8 protein-coding genes, 1 tRNA gene and 9 pseudogenes are annotated in these 23,184 nt (G+C 34.3%); 7 read left to right on the top strand and 11 right to left on the bottom strand.

Annotated elements, in window-relative coordinates; translation table 11 throughout:
* Positions 1 to 2 precede the first annotated feature (2 nt).
* Both ACE38P_RS01490 and ACE38P_RS01485 read right to left on the bottom strand, forming a co-directional pair.
* Positions 3 to 80: transfer RNA gene (locus ACE38P_RS01490), tRNA-Arg, on the bottom strand.
* An 852-nt stretch (positions 81 to 932) separates the two neighbouring features.
* Positions 933 to 4,019 (bottom strand): phosphoribosylformylglycinamidine synthase subunit PurL, encoded by a 3,087-nt coding sequence (locus ACE38P_RS01485; RefSeq protein WP_374699376.1) that lies wholly within the window; start codon positions 4,017 to 4,019, stop codon positions 933 to 935.
* A 108-nt stretch (positions 4,020 to 4,127) separates the two neighbouring features.
* Here ACE38P_RS01485 and ACE38P_RS01480 point away from each other — a divergent pair, with 108 nt between their 5' ends.
* The 4 genes and pseudogenes from ACE38P_RS01480 to ACE38P_RS01465 all read left to right on the top strand — a co-directional run.
* Positions 4,128 to 7,046 carry a WPE palindromic element domain-containing protein gene (locus ACE38P_RS01480; protein ID WP_374699821.1) on the top strand — a complete coding sequence of 973 codons (2,919 nt, stop codon included), beginning with the start codon at positions 4,128 to 4,130 and terminating at the stop codon, positions 7,044 to 7,046.
* A 215-nt stretch (positions 7,047 to 7,261) separates the two neighbouring features.
* Entirely contained in the window at positions 7,262 to 8,668 is a 1,407-nt protein-coding gene (locus tag ACE38P_RS01475; RefSeq protein WP_374699375.1) for an ankyrin repeat domain-containing protein, read from the top strand.
* A 190-nt stretch (positions 8,669 to 8,858) separates the two neighbouring features.
* Positions 8,859 to 10,247, top strand: a complete 1,389-nt coding sequence (gene fumC / locus ACE38P_RS01470; protein WP_010401666.1) for a class II fumarate hydratase — start codon at positions 8,859 to 8,861, stop codon at positions 10,245 to 10,247.
* 82 nt (positions 10,248 to 10,329) lie between these two features.
* Positions 10,330 to 10,854: pseudogene (locus ACE38P_RS01465) on the top strand (IS6 family transposase); the annotation flags it as partial.
* Between the two features lie 272 nt (positions 10,855 to 11,126).
* Here ACE38P_RS01465 and ACE38P_RS01460 read toward each other — a convergent pair.
* From ACE38P_RS01460 to ACE38P_RS01445, 4 genes and pseudogenes are all read right to left on the bottom strand, one after another.
* A pseudogene (locus ACE38P_RS01460) lies at positions 11,127 to 11,750 on the bottom strand (transposase).
* Positions 11,738 to 12,181, bottom strand: coding sequence for a transposase (locus ACE38P_RS01455; RefSeq protein ID WP_374699374.1), 444 nt, complete (start codon positions 12,179 to 12,181; stop codon positions 11,738 to 11,740). Before ACE38P_RS01455 ends, ACE38P_RS01460 begins: the two are co-directional and overlap by 13 nt.
* Before the next feature lie 68 nt (positions 12,182 to 12,249).
* Positions 12,250 to 12,865: pseudogene (locus ACE38P_RS01450) on the bottom strand (transposase); the annotation flags it as partial.
* Between the two features lie 81 nt (positions 12,866 to 12,946).
* Positions 12,947 to 13,519 (bottom strand): annotated as a pseudogene (locus ACE38P_RS01445) (transposase); the annotation flags it as partial.
* Positions 13,520 to 13,578: 59 nt separating this feature from the next.
* On the opposite strand from ACE38P_RS01445, the pseudogene ACE38P_RS01440 reads away from it, so the two are divergent.
* A pseudogene (locus tag ACE38P_RS01440) lies at positions 13,579 to 13,807 on the top strand (transposase); the annotation flags it as partial.
* A gap of 29 nt (positions 13,808 to 13,836) precedes the next feature.
* On the opposite strand, the pseudogene ACE38P_RS01435 reads toward ACE38P_RS01440, so the two are convergent.
* The 3 genes and pseudogenes from ACE38P_RS01435 to ACE38P_RS01425 form a co-directional block, all read right to left on the bottom strand.
* Positions 13,837 to 14,020 (bottom strand): annotated as a pseudogene (locus ACE38P_RS01435) (IS630 family transposase); the annotation flags it as partial.
* Positions 14,021 to 14,342: 322 nt separating this feature from the next.
* Positions 14,343 to 15,011 (bottom strand): septal ring lytic transglycosylase RlpA family protein, encoded by a 669-nt coding sequence (locus ACE38P_RS01430; protein WP_012481726.1) that lies wholly within the window; start codon positions 15,009 to 15,011, stop codon positions 14,343 to 14,345.
* A gap of 163 nt (positions 15,012 to 15,174) precedes the next feature.
* Positions 15,175 to 15,812: pseudogene (locus tag ACE38P_RS01425) on the bottom strand (IS6 family transposase).
* Between the two features lie 67 nt (positions 15,813 to 15,879).
* On the opposite strand from ACE38P_RS01425, the pseudogene ACE38P_RS01420 reads away from it, so the two are divergent.
* Positions 15,880 to 16,506, top strand: a pseudogene (locus ACE38P_RS01420) (zinc ribbon domain-containing protein); the annotation flags it as partial.
* Positions 16,507 to 16,785: 279 nt separating this feature from the next.
* Here the strand turns inward: ACE38P_RS01420 and ACE38P_RS01415 are convergent.
* Entirely contained in the window at positions 16,786 to 16,911 is a 126-nt protein-coding gene (locus ACE38P_RS01415) for a hypothetical protein (protein ID WP_374699836.1), read from the bottom strand.
* 3 nt (positions 16,912 to 16,914) lie between these two features.
* Between ACE38P_RS01415 and ACE38P_RS01410 the strand changes: the two are divergent.
* Positions 16,915 to 17,251 (top strand): annotated as a pseudogene (locus tag ACE38P_RS01410) (integrase core domain-containing protein); the annotation flags it as partial.
* Between the two features lie 77 nt (positions 17,252 to 17,328).
* On the opposite strand, the gene ACE38P_RS01405 reads toward ACE38P_RS01410, so the two are convergent.
* The gene (locus tag ACE38P_RS01405) at positions 17,329 to 22,692 is read right to left on the bottom strand and encodes an ankyrin repeat domain-containing protein (RefSeq protein WP_374699373.1); all 5,364 of its coding nucleotides are present in this window, start codon (positions 22,690 to 22,692) and stop codon (positions 17,329 to 17,331) included.
* Positions 22,693 to 23,184: the final 492 nt, after the last annotated feature.

The raw sequence follows: 23,184 nt of genomic DNA, 5'->3' as shown, positions 1-23,184 counted from the left end.
TATGGTGCACCCTGAGCGACTTGAACGCCCGACCTTTTGATCCGTAGTCAAATGCTCTAATCCAACTGAGCTAAGGGTGCTTGCACAAAGCTGACTTTAACAGATTTTATAGCTTATTTCAATTGGTTTAGCTAAAAATAAAACTCTTATCATGTATGAAACCTGTAAGAAATTGTACTAGCTCTCTTAAAGGATAACTTAAGTTAACAGTTTCCAATTACTGTGATTTTAGAACCGCTATCCGAATAAGAGCTTTTCACATTATACTTCCAAGCTGCTAACAAATAGCGGAATGACGGTTATAGTTAAATCTAAACTATTTTGGCTATATCAGAAGACGGGTTATGCAGAAACCTTAAAATACTTCTTGCTTGCCAAGGAGAATAAATACATTCCTACAAACAAGCAGATACTCAATATCGATGCATAGGAAAACTTGAAAATTAAATCTTTAATATATATTGATAAGTATTTACCTGCAGAAATTTTGTATAGTAGTCCAACACAAATAATCGTACTATCAATGACCGATGCTATAATTAAAGTGATGAAATTTGCCATATGAAAATTCAATTTCGACTTTAATTCTTCAAAAACAACTATGCTTGAGAGAAGAGAGATTAAAATTGCAGTATATAGAACCAGTATCATAAAACTAAAATTTTGCAATTTAAAAAGACAGCATATCACTGTACACACTATTAAGCTGTAAGTAGCTTTGCTTCTACCATAAAACTCAACCATTGAGTTTACAACTAAAGTAGCTCCCACAAATAAGGCAGCACATATCATTAATTTATTTGAAGTGTTAAGTAAAGAAAGACTGATAAGCAAGAGTATTGATAAAATGGACATAATCACCTACCCAAATTTAATAATATGCATTTATTTTAATCAGACATTACACATAATGAAAAATTTGTCTAGCGTAATCAAAAGTTATTTAAACTAGTACCTAAGTCTTTCAAATCTATTCTTATAATATCCTTTATATTGAGAGCTTTCTCCTCTGTCACTTTTCCAATACATGAAAAAACTATACCTTTAAACAATTCTTCAAACTTCCGCTGATTTTGCGGGGCAATGGTTACTAATATTCTACTTTGCGATTCAGAAAACATTATTATCTTGTTTATTATGTCTGTATTTTGTGTTTTTCCTATTGGTACTAGTGAAAGATCAATTTCAGCACCAAGGTCTCCTGCAATTAGCGATTTTGCCAAAGCAATAATTAAGCCGCCTAAGTTTGGTGCAATTGCAGAGACAATTATGCCATCTTTTATTGCCTGGTTGTAACGTTCATACAACTTCCTAGCGCTCTTTGCATTAACTTTTGGCACGTTGTTATTATCTATTCCACTATATAACTGATATTCAGATCTACCAAGCTCATCGTGGGTTGTACCAAGCACATATATCAAGTCCCCTGGCATTTTCACATCAAGCGATACCGCATTTTCAATATTGTCTATAACTCCAATTGCTGAAATGAGTAGTGAAGGTGGTGCAGATATCATCACTTTCTCGCCATTTTCATCATATCCCTTAAAGTCGTTAAACATACTATCTTTTCCGGATATAAATGGTGTTTTAAATGCAGTTGCAAAGTCGTAACAAGCCTCTGCAGCTCTCTTTAGTTGCCACAGCCTTTCTGGATTATAAGCATCACACCAGCAAAAATTGTCGAGCAACGCTAGATGATTTATATTTCCTCCTGCAGCTACGTAGTTGCGTATTGCAGTGTCAATCGCACATGCTGCCATGTGATAAGTGTCAATTTCTCCATAACTTGAGCCAAATCCCTGCGATTTTACAACACCTTTGTTTGAAGAAAGGACTGGCCTCGAGACAACAGCTTCACTGCACACTCTTCCCTTGCCTTGCAGTGGTTTCAGTATTGACGATCCTTGAACCTCATGGTCATATTGCACCACTATAAACTCTTTGCTGCGTATGTTTGGTCTGCTTAGCATTTCTTTTAGTGCAAAGGTGTCATTCCAGTGCTTGACACTGGAATCTATCTCAAGCTCAACTCTGCCATCGCACGTATTTTTACATAAAGTTTTAGATTTATTTGCAGACAAAGCCTGCTGGATTCCAGTGTCAAGCACTGGGATAACAGGAGAGAATTCTGGAATGACAGCGTATGGGTTAGATTTTCCAGACCATAGCTTTGTCTGTAAATGCATTTTAGGATTACCATCATGCAGAAATTCAGTTTCGATGTCCATTATTACTGCCCCTGGGGGACATTTAACAACGGCTTTGCCACTTTTGTTGAATTCTCCAATTACACAGACCTCCACATCATGTGTTTTCATGATTTGCTTAAACGCAGGAAGATTTTCTTCTGGCACTGCTAAGGTCATTCTCTCTTGTGATTCTGATATCCATATTTCCCACGGAGCCATACCATCGTTTTTAAGGAGAACCTTGCTCAAATCCACTTCAAATCCGTCTTTTCCCATTTCACCAATGGACGATGATAGACCGCCTGCTCCATTATCCGTTATTGCATTATAAAGACCAAGATCTCTTGCTTTTACGACGGCGTTGGATAATTTTTTTTGTGTTATAGGATCACCAATTTGCACAATTGTTGAAGGGCTGTTTCCCGACAATGCCTCTGAAGAAAAAGTTGCACCGTGAATTCCGTCCCTTCCAACTCTTCCACCAATAATTACGATTTTATCACCGTTTTTGGGTTCTTTTATGTGTGAAGGTGCATTATTTATATTCCGTGGAATAATTCCGATGCTTCCAACAAAAACTAATGGCTTTCCACAGAATCTATCGTCAAAGTATACCGATCCAAGTTGCGTTGGAATACCGGAGCAATTACCAGCAACATTAACACCGTGAATCACTTCTTTCATTATATATTTTGGTGGTAAGATTTTATCAGTACGCTCTTTATCTCTATAAAGTTTGCCTTTTGATTCTTTGGCAAAGCAAAAGTAATAAGTATTCATGATAGGTTCTGCACCTTTGCCAAAACCGACTATATCTCGATTAACTCCAAGCACTCCAGTCATTGCTCCACCGAACGGATCGAGAGCTGAAGGACTATTGTGAGTTTCAACTTTATCTACAATCAAGTAATCGTCATCAAAAATTATTCCTCCTGCGTTGTCGGAGAAAACTGACACGCATATGTTAGAATTTATCTCACGCGTTGCACGCTTAATATAATGAGCATATAGACCATCTTTTATTTCATCAATAGGGGAGCAAAAAATATTGTGTTTACAATGTTCAGACCAAGTCTGTGCCAGAGACTCAAGTTCAATATCATATGGATTTCTACCGAGTTTTTTAAAGTAATCCTTTATAGCTTTCATTGCTGCCAGCGAGAGCCCTAAAGTGCCATTACCATCGATTCCATCTCTGCTGATTTTTTCAAGCTCTTGGTCACTTACATTGAGTTTGACAGATTTTGCTCCATTATTAGCTGGTGTCATCCCAGTGCTTGACACTGGAATCCATTCTTTTTTTTCCTGGTTACGCGCTGTAATGACACCAGGTGGGGTATTTGGTTTACTGTAATACTTCCAATGGCAATTGCCGTTTTCTTTATAGACAAGTGTGCAATATTCAGTAATAGGATTGAATTCCTGTTTTATGTCATCTTCGGTTGGAAAACCTCCTTGACTTAGAATCAATTTTGAACTTCTTGCCTTGATAGAAACACTTTCATCAATGTGGCCTTTGCTCATTAGATATTCTCTAACAATTTGTTTTGCCGTGTTTCCTACGTTATCGGTCATGCCAGGTAAAAAGCTTATCTCCAAGCCCCACTTTGCTTGTGATTCTATGAAGTTATATTGAACTTTTTCAAGGTTTTCATTGTAGGAATAATAACGGCAGTCTTGTATGACTTTATTATAAAATAGCCCACAAATTTCTTCATGTAATTTTGATGGTAATTCTTTGCTTATGTAAATCAAGTAAACATTAACTACCCTTCTGCGGCCAACTTGTTCACATTTATTAAAAACTTCTATTCTGATGTTTGCCATGTAATATTGTGAAAGACTTTAATATATCATAGCATAAGAAACTGCGAGCACATTTATATTTTAAATAATTTCTATACAATAAAAGTGTTGTATTAATTGTTACTGTTAGTGGGAAGAGTTTTTACTGTTAATGTGAATGAGTCCCTTTTTGATGTTCTGGTTCATCACATATTTTCTGAATATGAAAGAGAAAAAATTCCCGAGATAAAGATCATACTTCCCTGCAAGAGGGATGTGATAGCATTGCTGAGTGCATTCAAGAATTACAGAACTATAATTTTGCCAGAGATAGTTTCACTAGAAAACATTGATGAAGAAGATTTAATATTAAATCTTGATAGAGTTAAAGTTATTAACCCGACAAAGAGAACGCTGCTACTCATTCAATTTATATTGGAGTGGAATAAAAAACACAATGATAGTTTTCCAATCGATCTAGTTTACAGTTTGCCGTCATTACTTCAATATACCCAAATAGCGGATTGTTATCAGCTTGATGAGCATTCGAAGAAAATGGAGAATTTCATAAACTTACTTATCAAAACTTGGAGTAACACTTTAAAAAATTTAGGAGTAGTAGATATACTAAAGCATAAGAGTGACTACATAAACAATATGATAGCCTCCCTGAAGAAAGATCAGCATATGATCTTTATTGGAATTGGAAAGGAGGAGATTTATAAGTTGTTGATTAAAGCTGTATACGACCTGCCATTTGGAAAGATAATTTTACCTAATCTGAATTTGAAAATTAAAGAGAAAGATTGGCAATCACTTGATAAAAAACATTATCAATATTGCCTGAAAGATCTGCTCGATTATTTAAGTATAGGCAGAGAGGATGTAAGTTTTCTGCCAGAAGCGTGTTCTGATGTCATTCCAGTGTCCAGACACTCGGATCCAGAAAACTTAACTTTAAATGAGTGCACCAGGTTGCTGTACAATAGAAACTGGATTCCAGTGTCAAGCACTGGAATGACATCATCTACTACTCAAATTACCTGCAAATTACAATGTTCGTACACTAAAAATCAGAGGGCTGTGATGACAGGCAGTCCTGAACTAGATTATGTCTTTGATACAACTGCCGATCTAAGTAAAGTTAGTAATGGATATATTGGCAATATTGAAGTCATCACTTGTGATTCCAGAGAGGAAGAAGCACAGGTGACGTCACTAATTATGGAGAATGAAGGTTATGAAAACGTTTCTTTGTTTGTTTTTGATAAATTACTTGCAGTTCGTATGGTGTGCCCCATATCGAAAAACTATTCTTATGTGACGCTTCTGCTTTATAGTATTGAGATTTTGAACTCAAAATGGAACGGTGTGGCATTGCTTTCTCTTCTTAAACATAGGCTAGTGACTTTTGGTTACGCTCAAGAAGAGTACACTCGTATTTTATCTGAGTTTGAGATAGAAGTATTGCGTAGCTTTGATATAAATGGTCTTAAGGATATTATCAACGCTATTAGTACGTGTAAAAAGCTAAGATATAAAGAAGATATATTAATTATTATCAGTAGATTAGAAACTATATTTAATCTTTTACTTAATCTTATAAATTATCCTATTTCTGATATAGCAGCAGCTCATTTACAGTGTGTTAATGTGCTTTCTAATGTGAATTTTCTAGAGCTAAATGGTGAAATAGGTAATTTTACTCGTGATTTCTTAAATGCATGTGACGGTATAGCAATTGAGTGTTCCTTAGAGTTATATAGTCAAATCCTGATATTATTTTTAAAAAGGAAGTTTTTTTCTCCAGAAAATAACTTTGATAAATTTAGCTTATATCAAAATAAAGTTGTAATACTTGCTGGATTTAATGATATACCAAATTTTCAGAATCCGTTTTTGAGTGCACTGAATAGAGAAAAATTTAACCTTCATTCTGTGCAAGAAGAGCAAGGGTACTTTTTGTATACTTTGCGCAATTTATTTGGTGCCGGCAAGGTTTATATTACGAGGCTAGTGAGTGATAGAAAATCAATTCTATTGCGCCGTTTGGAAGTTCTGTTACAAGAACCAAAATATCCTTATCGCAATTGGCTAAGAATATTAAATACACCTGAGTGCATTGTTCCATGTACTCAGCCTATGCCAAAACCTCAAGCCAAAGTCAGAGAAGAAAAAATGCAAGTGATGTCTTGCAGTGCGGTAGAAAAACTGATTCGTAACCCTTATTCATTTTATGTTGAATACATACTGAACCTTAGACAGTTGAAAGACTTAAATTTTAAGCCATCGATATTGGAGTTTGGCACTATGGTACACAATATTCTTGCAAGATATTTACGCAACGAAAAGTCGCTGATGAGTATTGCACGAGAAATATTCTCGTCTAATCGATTCCACTTTTCAAATATGTGGTGGGTAAGGTTGCAGAGGATAATTCAATCTTTTGTTGAGTTTGATAGGACTGGAAACAATCAAGTTGAGTTGGAGAAGAGCTTTTCCTATCCGATATTTCATATTCCAGCGCGTGACACACAACTGCGCGGATGCTGTACAACTTCCACTAAGAATAAGGGTGTCATCCTAGTGCTTGACTACTTGGATCCAGAAAATTTGATTGCAAATGAACACACCAGACAATTGTGTAATAAGAGCTGGTCAGATACTCGAATGACAGAAGAAATTTTATTGACAGCAAGATGTGATAGAGTTGAGTATCTACCAGGTGGGCAAGTAGCAATTATAGACTATAAACTTGGTTCACCACCTTCCAATGAGGAAGTTATGTCAGGATTTTTCCCGCAATTAATTTTACAAGCTTTAGCAGTGGAATACACAACAAAAAAAGAAGTCTCGGAGCTTGCTTATTGGAAACTTGATTATGATAAAATAAAGGTTATTGCTTTGAAAGATTATAGACAAAAAATGCATGAATTTCAGAATATTCTACCAGATTTCTTATCTAATTATTTAAGAGATACTACTCCCTTCATTGCCTCTCCTTATTTTGATAAATTCCTGAGATTTAACATCTACAAACAACTAGAAAGGATAGGGGAGTGGTTATAAATTATATCTCCTCTCATCCAGATCAAAATAGCTGGTTGTACAGCTGGTTTACTAAGTGCAGTAGGAGAATTACTAGATTGTGATATAGACTCATCTTTGCTAGACTCAAACAACCATAAAAAAACACTAAAAAGTGATTCAATCAATTTTAGCCATTAAAACTTGAATAGTGGCTAAAATAGCTTTAAATTGTATATTTATTTTAGGAGGGGTATATGCCATCACAAAAACAGCTAAATGCGCAGCTAATTGATGCTGCTAAAAAAGGACAGCTAGATTTTGTTCAGCAAGCTATACAGGGTGGAGCAATTATTAATACAATAGATGATGATTATGGGAGAACTGCTTTAATATGGGCTGCTGACAATGGTCAACTAGAGATATTACAATACTTGATAGAAGAGGGAGCAAATGTTAATGCAGAATCTCCGGGAAACATAACTGCTCTAATTCATGCTGCTGCCCATGGTCATCTTGAGGTAATACAACTTCTAATAGCAAATGGAGCTGATTTAAATGTGAAACGTAAAGGTCAATTCTCTGCCCTAACATATGCTATTGTAAATGGCCATACGGAGATAGCAAAGCTTCTAACTAGATATCATTTAATAGCTAATCTTGATATGTCAATACCTCGCTTGCCTCTTCCTACTTGTATACCAGAGTTATCATCTTATTGGTATGACTGTAAGGATGAGCTCAATAAAATGAAGGAAGAAGATAGTGAATTATATAATTTTCTTGTAAGTAAGAGAATTAATGAACAGGTAAGAATTTGGACAGAGAGTGAGACAATACGAAATATTTCACAAGATAGATTAAATATAGAATACTCAATCTATGCTAAAGATTTAACAGGTAAAATAGAATTAGTGATATTTTTTCTTAATAACAGGGAAATAATCAATTCTTTATCGCGGTATTATAAGGTAAGAATTCAAACAATTGATCAGGTAAAAAGGCTACTTGATCGTTTCACAAGAGAACATGTAGAGCTTGAAGTAGAAATTGTTCCAGCACAATTAAACTTTAATACTCAAGAGTTACAACCCCCTAAACTAAAAACATTATCATTTGCACAAATGATTAACAATCATGCAGGATTATTTTCAGCTGCCAAAAATGGTCAATTAGAAACAGTAAGATACCTGATAGAAAAACAGAAAGAAGATATTAATTCAACAGATCACTATGGAAGAACTGCTCTAATGTGGGCTGCTGGAAGTGGCTATTTAGAGGTAGTACAGTACCTGATAGAAACAGCAAAAGCAAATGTTAATGTGAAAGATGGCTATGAAAACACTGCTCTGAATTATGCTACTAGAAACGGGCATTTAGATGTAAAAGAATATCTGAAAGGTTACATACAAAAAGAACTGCGGAAGAAATACGTCTGCATTGGCGTGAGTGGTGCAATAGGTTATGTTGCAGGTATGACAATATCATGTTCTGCGGGAGCAGCGATTGCAGTTTGTGCAGCATCAGCTACCATTAGTCTAGCGTTAGGTGCAATTTTTGGTTATACAGTTGTAGAAGTAAAAAAAGAGAAAGCAAACACAGGTATAGCTTCTGCGCTTAAAGATGTTTTCACTATTCAAGCTCTAAGTAGAATAGCCTTATAGAGAGTGAAAGTAGGTTTATTGCTTAAGGTTGCATGATTGCCTAATAACAATAAAAAAATAATAGAAGCAAAAGATATGGCTTGAAAGTTTTCTAAGGTCTTCACTAAAAATGTCTCAACTTGACACTGAAATACAATTTGATTTAACTAATCATATATGTAGGTAATGTCAAACACTAGAATGAGGAAATATGGATAAAAAAGTTAGAATAGAATCAGATAGCTTAGGAGAAGTAAAAGTACCAAGTGAACATTACTGGGGAGCGCAGACTCAGCGTTCTTTGGAAAATTTCAAAATTGGTACAGAGAAAATGCCAGAGCCCCTGATTAAAGCGCTAGCAATAGTAAAACTTGCAGCAGCACGTGTTAACATGAAGCAGGGTAGCATAGATAATAGAGTAGGGGATGCAATCTGTTCAGCTGCAAAGGAAATAATAGACGGTAAATTTAATAATCAATTTCCACTTGTTGTTTGGCAAACCGGGTCTGGGACGCAGACCAATATGAATGTGAATGAAGTGATCAGCAATCGTGCAATAGAAATTTTGGGCGGTGATTTAGGTAGTAAATCTCCAGTGCATCCAAATGATCATGTAAACTGTGGTCAGTCATCAAATGACACTTTTCCAACAGCAATGCATATAGCAGTAGCAGAACAAATAGACCGCTTGCTTATTCCCAATCTTGAAGAATTATATAAAGCGCTAAATAATAAGGTTCATGAATTTAAAGATATAATAAAAGTAGGGCGTACTCATCTGCAAGATGCAACTCCTCTAACACTTGGGCAGGAATTTTCTGGCTATGCAGTTCAGATTAAAAAGGGAATAGAGAGAGTAAAGTCAACTCTAAGCAATGTATATGAACTTGCACAAGGTGGCACTGCAGTTGGCACGGGAATCAATACTAAAAAGGGTTTTGCTGAGGATTTTGCTAAAGAAGTGGCAAAAATCACTAATTTTCCATTTATTTCAGCAAAAAATAAGTTTGAAGCACTAGCAGCAAATGATGCTTTAGTTGAGCTCAGTGGAGCACTCAATACAGTAGCAGTAAGCTTGATGAAAATTGCAAATGATATAAGGTTACTTGGTTCTGGTCCAAGATGTGGAATTGGAGAAATAATGTTACCAGAAAATGAGCCTGGCTCTTCAATCATGCCGGGTAAGGTGAATCCAACTCAATGCGAAGCAGTGACTATGGTATGTGCTCAAGTTATGGGAAATCATGTTGCAGTGACAATTGGTGGCTCAAATGGTCACTTTGAATTGAACGTGTTTAAGCCGGTGATAATTTACAATGTTTTGCAGTCTATAAGACTTTTAGCTGATACAAGTTTAAATTTTGCAGAGAAATGCGTAGTTGATATTAAAGCAAACGAAGAAAGAATAAAGGATTTACTAAATCAGTCGTTAATGCTAGTTACTATATTAAATACGCATATAGGATATGACAATGCAGCAAAAATAGCGAAGCTTGCTTATAAAGAAAATATCACTCTAAAAGAAGCAGCAGCAAAACTTCAACTGCTCACTGAGGAGGAGTTTGAAAGGATAGTGAAACCAGAGGAGATGGTAGGTTAAACTACCACCTTTTTTAGGGTTCTGTCGCATTTGTAGGGAAGTCGAAAGAAGAATGATATAATTGTCTAAAAAAAAAGCAAAGATGTTTCGTATCAATCAAAAATTGTTGCCATATTTCAAAGGATTTAGCTTTTCAGCGGATGTTATCTGTATACATGAAATGTCGATTGATTCTCTTTGAGCTATCGAGATTTGGAAGAAATGATGAGTATAAGGGGAGCAAAATGCTACGTTACAAAGGTGGGTTATCACCACTGATAGATGAGGCAGTAAGGAAAAGAAAGAAGCAGGTTGGTAGTAGTTGGAGAGACTTACATTAAATTAAACGGTAAATGGGTTTATTTATATACTGTAGACTTCCTCTTGTGTGTTAGTAGAGACAAGTCTGCAGCACTTGCATTCTTTCGTAAAGCCTTCAGGAGTAACTATCTTCCTGAGAAAATTGTAATTGATAAAAGCGGCAGTAATACTGCTGCTCTTGATGATTTGAATGCAGAAATTTCTGAAGATTACAGTTCTTCAAATAAAATATCTAAATAATATTGTTGATAGATTTATCAAAAAACTAATAAAGCCAATGCTTGGGTTTAAAAGCTTCCATTCCGCAAAAGACCTGCTGCGAATCAAGCGATAAAAAGAAGGAAAGGAGGGTGACTAAAATGAAGGTTAACTAAAAGGCGTGCTTAAGATTTACAATACCAGCAATAAGGGAGTGTTAAATAAACTGTGTCAAATCGCATTTTTAGTTCAACTCAATTTTCAATCTGCCAGGAAAGAAAACATCAAGTTGAGAGATAGTTAATGCCCAATCATGTACAGGCATCGTCCACTTTTCCTCTGCCTTCTTTATAGCACAATATACCTGCTTATACAAGGCATTTATGCTGGTAAATGAGCCTTTGGTCTTAGTGAATTTCCTAATTTGCCTATATGTAGCCCCTCTATGGGATTGGTGGTGTAGATTATCCTCCTAACTGGACCAGAATACTTAAAATAACCAGACAAGTTTTCCCAATTATTCTGCCAAGATTTTATAACCATAGGGTACTTTGTGCCCCATTTTTCATCCAATTCCAACAGATAATTCTCGGCAATTTCCTTGCTTGAAGCTTGATATACCTTCTTTAAATCGCTCAAAAAACTCTTCGCATCTTTACTGGCCACATACTTCAGTGAGTTGCGTATCTGATGCACTATACACATCTGCACTTCCGCATTAGGAAAGACACTGTTTATAGCTGCAGGAAAGCTTTTCAGCCCATCAACGCAGGCAATAAGGATATCTTCTACTCCTCTTTCTTTGAGGTCATTTAGCACTTCCAACCAGAACTTCACTTTCAGCCAAATAAAAACCTAATACTTCTTTTTTGCCATTTTGCTAATATGTTATACATACATTTGCTTACACAATGCCCGTCCTCCTTGACCTTAAAAAACCATGAACACTATTGGATATACAGATTGCAGCGGACGACTGCGCCATTCGTTGATTACCGGTAACAATTTGTCAGTAATACTTGATATCTCTGCTGCAGATATTTTATATTTCTTCTACATGCGATGCTATATCCCATGCCACTGGCATATGTACTTAAAACCTTTGCTTCAAGTTCGGTTGTTTGCCTTTTTCTGACTACTTGTGGTTCGAAACTTCCTTCCCTATCTCTTGGCGTCAAAAGCTCAAATGACCCTGCGCTTGTACGTAAAGTCTTTGCATTCCTCCCATTTCTTCGATTATTCTCTTCGCTTTCAGCCGACAAGTGGTTTTCTATTTCACCTTCCAGGCTTACCTCCAGCAACTTTTTTATAAACGGTGTTAATGCTCCATCTCTTCCTGTCAACGGTCTTCCTTCTCGTATAGACGACAGGATATTTGTTTCTAATTCTTTATAATCTACCAAACCGGTAGTTCTGTTTACTACTTTCTGACTCATTGTCAAACCTCCATTTTTTTATATCAATTTATTACTTTTTTTTCGGTTTGACACAGTTTATTTAACACTCCCGGTTCCAAAATCGGTGTCAGAAACTGCTCAAACCATTTATTAAAGATATCCATATTGCAGTGGCCTTCAAAGGTTAACGGAGCAATTATTTTTCTTCCACTTAAGGCTGCAACCATGCTAATTCGTTGAGTTTTCTTCCCAGATTTTAGGGCATAAAACCGCTGTCCTTTCTGGCAATACCCATAGGTTCAGTGTCCAGACTCATCTATATACACTAATTCTTTAGGTTCTTTTGTTGCTATAACCTTTGAAAATTGAGCTCGCTTTTCTTCATTTCTTTCTTTATATCCGTAGGTCTTTTTTTTCTTGTGAATCCTATATTTTTAAGTGCTCGATGAATTGTTTGTCTACTAATATTGCCCCAGCATCTCTGACTGAGTTTTGCCACCTTGCTCATTTGCAAATTCGGCAAATGCATTCCAGTCGGTAATTTTATGCCACGCTTCCAAGCTTTTTTGACTGAAAATCTCCCGTTTTCTCACGTCTTTTCTTCCACTCATATAAAGTTGTTTTTCCGATCTTAAATCTCTTGGCAACAGTTTCTCCACTCTCTCCTTCATCCAATGCTTCCATTACCTTTTTTCTTAAGTCATAACTATTTGCTACTGGCATCCTTACCTTCCACTACTATCAATCCATATCTTACTCTTTTTGGACTATTATGAGAAGGGCTATAGTACTCCCAACCAGAACTTCACTTTCAGCCAAATAAAAACCCAAAACTTCTTTTCTGCCATTTTGCTAATATGTTATACATACATTTGCTTACACAATGCCCGTCCTCCTTGACCTTAAAAAACCATGAACACTATTGGATATACAGATTGCAGCGGACGACTGCGCCATTCGTTGATTACCGGTAACAATTTGTCAGTAATATTTGATATCTCTGCTGCAGATATTTTATATTTCTTCTACATGCGATGCTATATCCCATGCCACTGGCATATGTACTTAAAACCTTTGCTTCAAGTTCGGTTGTTTGCCTTTTTCTGACTACTTGTGGCTCGAAACTTCCTTCTCTATCTCTTGGTGTCAATAGTTCAAATACTTGTCCGTAAAGTCTTTGAATTTCTTCGGTTGTTTTCTTCGCTTTCAGCTGACAAATGGTTTTCTATCTCGCCTTCCCTCTAGCAGTTTTTTTATAAATGGTGTTAATGCTCCATCTCTTCCTGTCAATGGTCTTCCTTCTCGTATAGATGATAAGATATTTGTTTCTAATTCTTTATAGTCTACCAAACCGGTAGTTGTGTTTGCTTGACTCATTGTCAAACCTCCATTTTTTTATCAATTTATTACTTTACTTCTCGGTTTGACACAGTTTATTTAACACTCCCTTGGAACCTGGACAAACTGTTATCCTTGATAATGCTACTTTTCATAAGTCTAATAAGATTTGCTAAAGGAGTTGGTGCAGAAATTTTATATCTTCCTCCATATTCTCCAGATTTTAACAAAATTGAACATTATTGGTTTGCTATAAAAAACAGAACCAGGAAAAACATTCCTTTATTCAAATCTTTTCGTCATGCTGTCGATTCTTCTTTCTTATGACCTTTTTGGACTATTATGGGAAGGGCTATAATTTTGTGATTATAACCTCCATTTCCAAGTTTTTTTGACTGAAAATCTCCTGTTTCTTTTCTTCTTTGCTGCCACTCCCATAACGTAGTTCTTCCAATTTTAAATCTTGCTGCCACCGTTTCCCTGCTTTCTCCTTCTTCTAGTGCTTCCATTGCTTTTTTTATAACTATATGCTGCTGGCATCCTTACCTTCACTACTATAAAACCTTATTTTACCTCGTTTGGACTATTATGAAAAGAGCTATACTTCTCGGTTTGACACAGTTTATTTAACACTCCCGAGAAATAAGATTATGCTATTTTTTTAATGAAATTTCTTGAGTGGTAGATTATTTTTTACAGCTCTAGCTGAGGTAGCTGTCACTACCTGAAATGTAACAAATAAAATACCAATCTTAAATATTGCTATATTTCACGATAGTTTCTCAACTTGACGCACATGCTTTTGGAACATTCTCATTTGTCAAATAGTTTCTGGCATGCTACACAATCTGTAATGCAGGTTTTAACTTACTTTTACGCAATATTGATCATTCTTGAAAAGCAATCTAACATTTTCTATTCCTTGATTACGAAGCTTTGATGCAGCTGATTTAGCTACTTGAGCGTTTACAAAAAATGCTACATATCCCTTACTTTCTGCATTGTTTTGTTTTGGGTGACGTTTCTGCATTTCTTTTTCATATTGCCTTTTGTAATGAGGAGTATTTTGTATCAATTGTTCTGACCTCTTTCTTAAGTACTCGACTTTTACCTTCGCAAGCCCAGACTTATGAAGTCCTAAAACTTGTGCTGCTTTTTCTGACAAGTCTATTATTCTACCTTCAACAAATGGCCCTCTATCATTAACTCTTATAACAAGCTTTCTTCCATTTTCTAAATTAGTAACACGAACAAAGCAGGGTAGGGGCAAGGTCTTATGTGCTGCAGAAATCAAGTGACGATTAAACACTTCACCGTTGGCTGTAATTGTGCCATGATCTTCTATTCCATACCACGATGCTATTCCTACTTCTTCGTAACAGCTACAGTATTTTGGGTGGTAGGTGATACCATTTATTGTATAGCTATTGCCAATTTTATAATGACCTGCAGTGTGATTACACCTATTGCTAAAACTACAACTACTCATCAAAACGAATATTAGACATAGAAAGGCTAGTTTTTTTATCATTGTACTTAGTGAAATGGTTCGATACCATGAGGATTTCAAATTATACTATAATAAATTTAGTAATAAGTAAACGTCTACTGCCAAATATGCACAGCACTAAAAAAGGTTCTGTCGCATCTATAAACCATAGGAAAGAAGATCATTAAAGGTGGGATTATAGGAGTTATGAAGCCATTAACATAGCAAAATTCTCAAAAGTAGAAACATTATTTTAATAATTTGTCTTTTTTGAATCATACGAATATTTTCTATGCCTGTGATGGTAATCTTTGCGGAATGGAAGCTTTTAAACCCAAGCATTGGCTTTATTAGTTTTTTGATAAATCTATCAACAATATTATTTAGATATTTTATTTGAAGAACTGTAATCTTCAGAAATTTCTGCATTCAAATCATCAAGAGCAGCAGTATTACTGCCGCTTTTATCAATTACAATTTTCTCAGGAAGATAGTTACTCCTGAAGGCTTTACGAAAGAATGCAAGTGCTGCAGACTTGTCTCTACTAACACACAAGAGGAAGTATTACCAATAGTGCTCTATATAAATAAACCCATTTACCGTTTAATTTAATGTAAGTCTCTCCAACTACTACCAACCTGCTTCTTTCTTTTCCTTACTGCCTCATCTATCAGTGGTGATAACCCACCTTTGTAACGTAGCATTTTGCTCCCCTTATACTCATCATTTCTTCCAAATCTCGATAGCTCAAAGAGAATCGACATTTCATGTATACAGATAACATCCGCTGAAAAGCTAAATCCTTTGAAATATGGCAACAATTTTTGATTGATACGAAACATCTTTGCTTTTTTTTTAGACAATTATATCATTCTTCTTTCTACTTCCCTACAAATGCGACAGAACCCTTTGACGTACTCAAAAAAAGAGAATAAAAGGTACCGATATTACGTATGCAACAATCACTTAAGGGGAAAGAATTGTGAATCAATAAACCGAACAATAGTAGCAGGAGAAGTGGAAAAAGAAATAATGAAGAAAGCGGAGCAGCTATATGAAAAATGGAGAGAAAAAGCAGAAGAGTGGAAAAATTTAAGTTTTGGAAAACAGAAAGAAGTAGTGAAAAAGTTAATAAGAACAGTATTGGTGAGAGAGGATGGAATAGAGGTGAGTTCTGAATCAGAGGAAAAATTTATACCAATGAAGAAGAAAGGAAACAAATGCACAGTAATCGAGCCAGAAGGAAAAACAAATAATGCGTTACTCAAAGCAGTGGTAAGAGCCCATCTGTGGAAACGGCAACTAGAAGAAGGAAAATACAGAAGTGTGAAAGAGCTGAGTGCCAAAATTAATATAGGTACAAGACGTATACACCAAATTTTAAGATTAAATTATTTAGCACCAAAAATTAAAGAAGATATAGTAAATGGAAGGCAGCCAAGAGATTTGAAGTTGGTTGACTTGAGAGAAATACCGATGCTGTGGAGTGAGCAGATGAAGAGATTTTATGGGTTTAAGCAAGCTGTCTGCCAATAAAAAATAAGATAAATGGGAGTGTTAAATAAACCATACGCGTCAAGTTAAGGAAATATCGTGAAATATAGCAACATTTGAGATGGGCATTTTATTTGTTACATTTATTTTTTTAGGGAGTTCTTATCTAGAAGAAGATGATTTTTTCAGAAGAATCTATAAATTAATAACTTTATTACTTAATATATAAAATAGTTTTTTTCGTTTCCTTTCTTCCTTATACCACTTTTCCTTAACTTGACGCGTATGGTTTATTTAACACTCCCTCTCAAAGAGGTGCTTTTAAAATGCTATTAGATTAATAACTTTACTGATATAGGTATGCCTATTTTCAAATTTGCCTCGTAAATTCCTTTCATTACTCCTCCTCATTCCTTGCCATTCAACAAAGCCTCCCAGAAGCACCATAAATACGCTTTTCAACACATATTTAATAGAGTTTGTGAAGAAAATGACACTGAACACCATTTGACAAAAGTCTTGGACAAATGGGCAAGTTGAACGTATGAATAAAACTTTTAAAAATGCTACAGTTAAAAAATATTACCACCGCTCACATCAGCAGCTCAAAAAGCATCTTTACAATTTTATGATGGCTTACAATTATGCTAGAAGAATTAAAACTCTTAATGGTCTTACACCTTTCGAATTTATATGTTTACAGTGCTCCTCATTTATTTACACTACCATCACACTCTGGAACCATGTATCTAAACTTCTGCTGAAACCTTACTGTAATTGTCCTTAGATTATCATTAAATAATATTAAAAATTTAAGCATCTAGACCCATCTGTTGTAAGAAGATAATGTTTTGCCAGTCAATATTATAAATTGACTATAGCATCTTGCTGACGGCTAAGATTTACGTTGACATCGTTAAGATAACTCTTAATGGCTGGCTGGTTATCTATTTTTCTCCTTTTAGTTTTTGTACTCTCTGTGTCTAGAAACCTTTTGTTTCCTAGCAGTAACTCTTCACTTGATACTGAAGAAGAACTTTCGCTATTTTTTTCTACATAAAGCTCTTTTAAGATTGAGACACCCTTAGCATTCAAATCAGATTTTTCAAATTGTAAGAGCGATTCTCTTTTTTCTACCTCATTTTTTAAATATGTTGATTTATCTTCATCTCTAGTAAACAACTTTTGTATAGCATATACAGTATCTAAAGTATCAAGATGATTTATCCCTATAACCTTCTCTTGTAATTCTTGCAATCGTTGAAGTTCTTGTAATGCTTTTTCTTTATCCTCTAAGCAACTATGTAAAACAGCTATATAAAACTTCACAGATAGTACGTTAGGATGATTATCTAAAAATCCATAATTTTTTTGTAGCTTCAGCACTTTCTCAAAATATTGCAATGCTTTCTCTCTTAATTCTCTTTGAATTACTTTTCCTACCTCTATTGCAACAAAATAAGGAGCCGGTTGTAAGTACTGACTACTCTCTTGATTTATCAGAATATCTTGTAGCTGCCTAAATAAAGCTTGTATACTCAATTCACGAGGTAAATCTTCTTTATGTGGTAACGCTTCTTCATTTATAGTTACTTTTTTTCTTTCTTGACTCATAAAGAAATATGCTAAGGCATAGATATATTTTGTATCTAAATTATAAAATTCATACACCTCGGAAGGATCAAGATAAGGATCATCATCGGAGTTAAAATCACTTATTTTAAGGAAAATTTCATTTCTCAGTTGTCTTACATAGTACAAAGTTGTAAATGCATCAGTATATCTTTTTTGCATTACAAATACTTCAGCTATAATAACTGCCATATCTAGATGTTCTTCTATAAGTTCCATGATTTCTTCGTTAAATGAACTAGTAAATATAAAGTTATTGTATTTACTGTACGACAATGCTTTTTTATAATTTTTTTGTTTGAGATAAATAGAAAGTATTTTTTTATCCAAAGCAAGAGAAGGAAATACATCATTTACCTTCTCTAATTTTTTCAAATCTAGAAAGACTTTTAATGCTTTATCATACCATCCCAAACCAGCTCGCGCACAGGCAAACTCATATTTGATCAACCTTGAATATCCATCATCTACAGCAAGTAATTGATATAATTGCGACGTAAGATTGATAACTTTTTGATACTCATATAACTCATTTAAGCCACTTAAAATTAAACAAGGAAGATTCTTATTTTCTTCTATTAGATAGTCATATTTTTGACCATGATCAAACAAAGATAAGAGGTGAACTACATCTAAAAACCCTCCTTCAGTTTCAGATACCAGTTCTATGACACAACTTAATATGTGTTTTTCCTCATCTATGGTAAACTGTGAACGTATTACTTTTTTTATTAATTCATGCATAGTATAGACCTTGTATTTACCTTCCTTTTTTGGATAAATTATCGAATATTGTTCTAGCAATTTAAAAATGGAGTATAGCCTATCCTCATATCTAATCCAGGGAAGAAATAAATTGGGATCAATTGTACCATGACCAAAATAAGCCATAGCATTTAAAATTTTTAGAACTTTCTCTCCAGAACTCATCTTTTCTATTGTTTCCATCGAGATTAGTAATGTTATTTGCAGTATTCTATCGTATTCATTTTGTCTAGTGTTTCGTGGAAATTTCTGATTAAACCTTTCGTATTGTATTAAATATTCAAAAATTCCAAATGCTTCGCTCAAAGAGCTTGATCCTTTGTTTTTAATACATGCTACTGCTAGATTTATAGCTAATGGAAAACCTTCGAGTTTTCTTATTAGTGCTTTTATTTTTTCATCTTGCGACTTATCTGCTATCTCTAAAATTCTTTTTACAAGTTGTATAGCTTCTTTTTCTCCAAGACTATCTAAAGACACTTCTGCTATATCTTGATAACCTTGATCAGAAGAAGTAAATAAGCAGTCAAAACCACCTCTTTTACCTCTGATCTTTAAAATTCTCTCTAGATCTTCTTTTTTAACTCCCTGAAAAAGGAATAGGCATTTTTCCTCTACTTTATTTCTTTCTCTTTCCATACACATGCTTAGCCTATCTCGGACAAGGGAATCAAAAGAACTTTCTATGGACAATATATCTTGAGTATTTACCTCATAGATATGAAGATAAACTCCTTTGTTTTCTTCAACAAATTTTCTAGCTAGTTGAGTTTTGCCAATTCCAGATGGACCTACTATTATTACTTCTCCCCCATGTAATTTTGTATATATCTCCTCTATTTGTTTCTTTCTTCCAGTGAATTCTTCTACTGGAGCACATACATCCTTAAAATTCATTTTCCCAAGTAGAGATGATAATCTTTTTATATCTGATACTTTTATACTAGGCCAAAAACTCCTAGATCTTGCTGTATTACCATGCTCTGATTCAAGTAGGTTGCTATAGTTTTGAGAGACTGTTTCAGCATGATTTACAAATGCTTCTTTTACTTTTAGATAATAAAACGAATTTGGAATTGTTTTTAAATTTTTTTCCATCAAAGATACAACATCACTATTTTTTTCAGTTCTTCCTATTAACTCTTTGCCTCCTATTATATGTTGTTCTTTTTTTCCTTCTTCTTTAACTAAGTATTTCAAATTCATATCTAAATTTTGTTTGCGCTCTTGACAACAAAATAAGATATGCTCGTTTAAAAAGCTTACCTCTTGTTCAATATGGGATTTAATTTTTACTATAAGATCCTCAATTATCTTTTTGCTTGGCATTTGGATTTCTTTATTGACAATATAAAATACCTTCTCCACTTTAGCCTTAAATTCTTGTATATTTAAGGCATCTAAAGTATACACATAGTTTTCAAGTTCTACGTTTGTAGCTTCTACTCTAATATATCTTGTATCATATGTTCTTTTCGACTTTTCACCCATAAGGGAACGGCGATAACCATACTGACTAGATTTATCCTCACTTTTCTTTCTATAATAGACGAAAGAGCCTTCACTGCCTTCTGCAATTCCGATATTTTCATATAGGTCTCTAAGATTATAACTTATTTCTCCATACTGCGCAGACATACCTTGAAAGTATGTATTTAGAACAAGGGTTTCAGCTATTCTTATATTGCTCAAATCTCCCTTGTATTCTTTCTGAATGTAATATTCAATTATCTTATCTACGATATCATCTGCTATCTTTGAAACATGATCAAAACCTATTTTCTCAAACTGCATTTCAAAACTTTGAAAAATATTGCATCCAGCATCCATTAATATTTTTCTAAAGCCCAGTTTATATTCATTAAACGTTCCTATTAAGTCTGATAGATTAATAAAACTTTTTGTCGCTTTTGTTACATTACCTTCTCTCAAAGATGCTTTCATACCAAACATCTCCCAATCATCATGTGTTGAACATCCAAAAATACTTTGCACAAACCTGTTAATGCTCACCCCATCCGAAAATATTCTGTTCCCCTCTCTCAGTGTACTTGCAAGTATATCATATATAATAAGCCTCGTTTCAAATGATTGAATGAAACTCAGAACAAACTTCATCAAATTTGAATACTCTACTTGATAAAATTGATAATGATTATTTTCTTTATAAGACAAGCGTATTTTGTTACAGTATTTTTTCTTTTCATTGTATATAAGATCTTTTGAATCTTTTTCAGACACTATTATCGCTGTATTTAGTAGATCAGACATTGCATTTATTTCATGCTTTCCACCCCAAGTTTGAGTCATTTCCATGCATTTCAAGTATGTATCAAATATAAATTCCTGAACTTGATCACGTTTTTTTATCTTATTAAGTTCAGTACAAATTTCCTTTATTGCACTTTCATCAAAAAAATTGGGTTGGAGTTTACTAGTGTCAATATTATACTGCTCAATTTTTTCAGCACCGAATTCATGTTCAAACTCTTTTTTAAAGGTACCTCCTGTAAAATAACTTCCACTGTGACTCTCAAAAAGATCCATAATCTCAACCTTATTTTCAAATCTTCTTTGGCTGAAACATACTTCATCAGCAACCTCACAACGAAATGTCTTCGTTACCAACCGCCTCATTACACTATCTTCATAAATATTTGCATTACTTTGCATTAGCCTTTGAATTGAATGTACATCATGGTCGCTCGCAAATAATTCTTTAAACCTTTCATGAAAGGCATAATCATCAAATTTTACGGGAGTTAAGTAAGCTAAAGCAACGGACCAAAATAAGCAACTGCCATCTCCTGGTATATCAACTTCTTCATATGAAATAAGCGGTTGCAGTATCTTAGCGATATCTTTTCTGTTATTATCTTTAGCAATATCTATAGGAGTCTTTCCCTCTCCATTTACAACATCAACTTGTGCTCCTATCTTTAGCAAAAACCTAACAATTTTTAATTCTCCCACACGAACAGCAATATGTATCGGTGTATCATTATATTGATTCACCTGAAAATTAACGTTTAGACTCGGATATGCTTCAAAAAAACTTTTTAGCTTTTCAAGCTTTCTATCTTCTATAAGATTAGAACCCTCTAGAATACTAGTAAATTCTTTCTGTATTTCACTTATTAATAGTGTCTCGCTCAAGATTGGCTCAAAATGAAAATCTCCTTTATTTATTATATGTATAGTATCTTTTTCATTATAATCTGTACTTACAAATTTGGATCCTAATCCATCAATAAGAGACCCTGACCATTCATATATGGGAAGATATTCAATAACATGCAGCTTAACATTATATTCATTACAAATCATGCTTCCCTCAATTTTAGGTCTGCCACATATAGGAACCTGCAACGTATTTCCATACTTTAAATCAGTTAATGATGAAGCCACTTCTTTATTGTCCTTCTGCATTCTTTCTATATCTTCATTACTGTATTCTATACCAACCAAATAAGTCTTCCATAATTCATCATCATCAATACCAGGCCCTGGAGGTATTACTTTAGAATCTTCACGGTTTCTAGCATCGGCTATAATCTTTTCTTTCATTTCTTGACTAATTAAAGCTTGCTTCCTACAAATTTCTCTCAAAGATTTCACAGTAACACTTGTTCCTGGCTTTAATTGCTTAAGTCCTTGTACAACCGCGTGAAAGAAACCATCCCCTCCTCCAACTGCTTTCCCTATTGTAAAACCTTCTGGCAGCTGTAATATTTGCTGACTACTAGATGACAATGTGTCTTCTTTTTGCGTTCTTATTAACCTAGATTGATTATCTGTTACTTGTTCCTTTGTATTTTCTTTACCTAACATAAAGCCCCCTATATTTTAATATTCATATTTTGATTGTTTTGTCGTAAACCTCTTTTCTGAAGATTGGTTTTGACATCTAATTCATTTGATTCTTATGCAGCTGTACCAAACCAATTTGCTGTAGAAACTTTACGGTAATCCTAAGTAACTTTGATTGCTGAGTAACAGTGTGCCTTTCTTTTGATTTCTTACTAAACTAGATATATTCTTAAAAAAGCCAGGATTGCTTTCTGAATGATGTACATAATACAATTCATCTAACACCCCATGTATTCTTTACATTGAGTTACATTATAGCTAAAAAGATCTAGCAGAGCAAGAACTTTTTAGCATTTTATTTTAGTTTGTATTTTTAAAACTAAAGCCAGTACTTGCAAAAACACTTCTGTTTTTTTACTGCAATGTACTCTTTCTATTTTTAAGTACTAATTCAACTTTACATATTACTCAAAACTGAAACAATACAGCCATTTCCGATAACTAAAATCAGCA

The sequence above is a fragment of the Wolbachia endosymbiont (group A) of Limnophora tigrina genome (assembly GCF_964263225.1).
Taxonomy (GTDB): Bacteria; Pseudomonadota; Alphaproteobacteria; order Rickettsiales; family Anaplasmataceae; genus Wolbachia.
The sequence above is the reverse complement of the archived record's forward strand: the minus strand, read 5'-3'. Positions and strand labels throughout refer to the sequence as shown.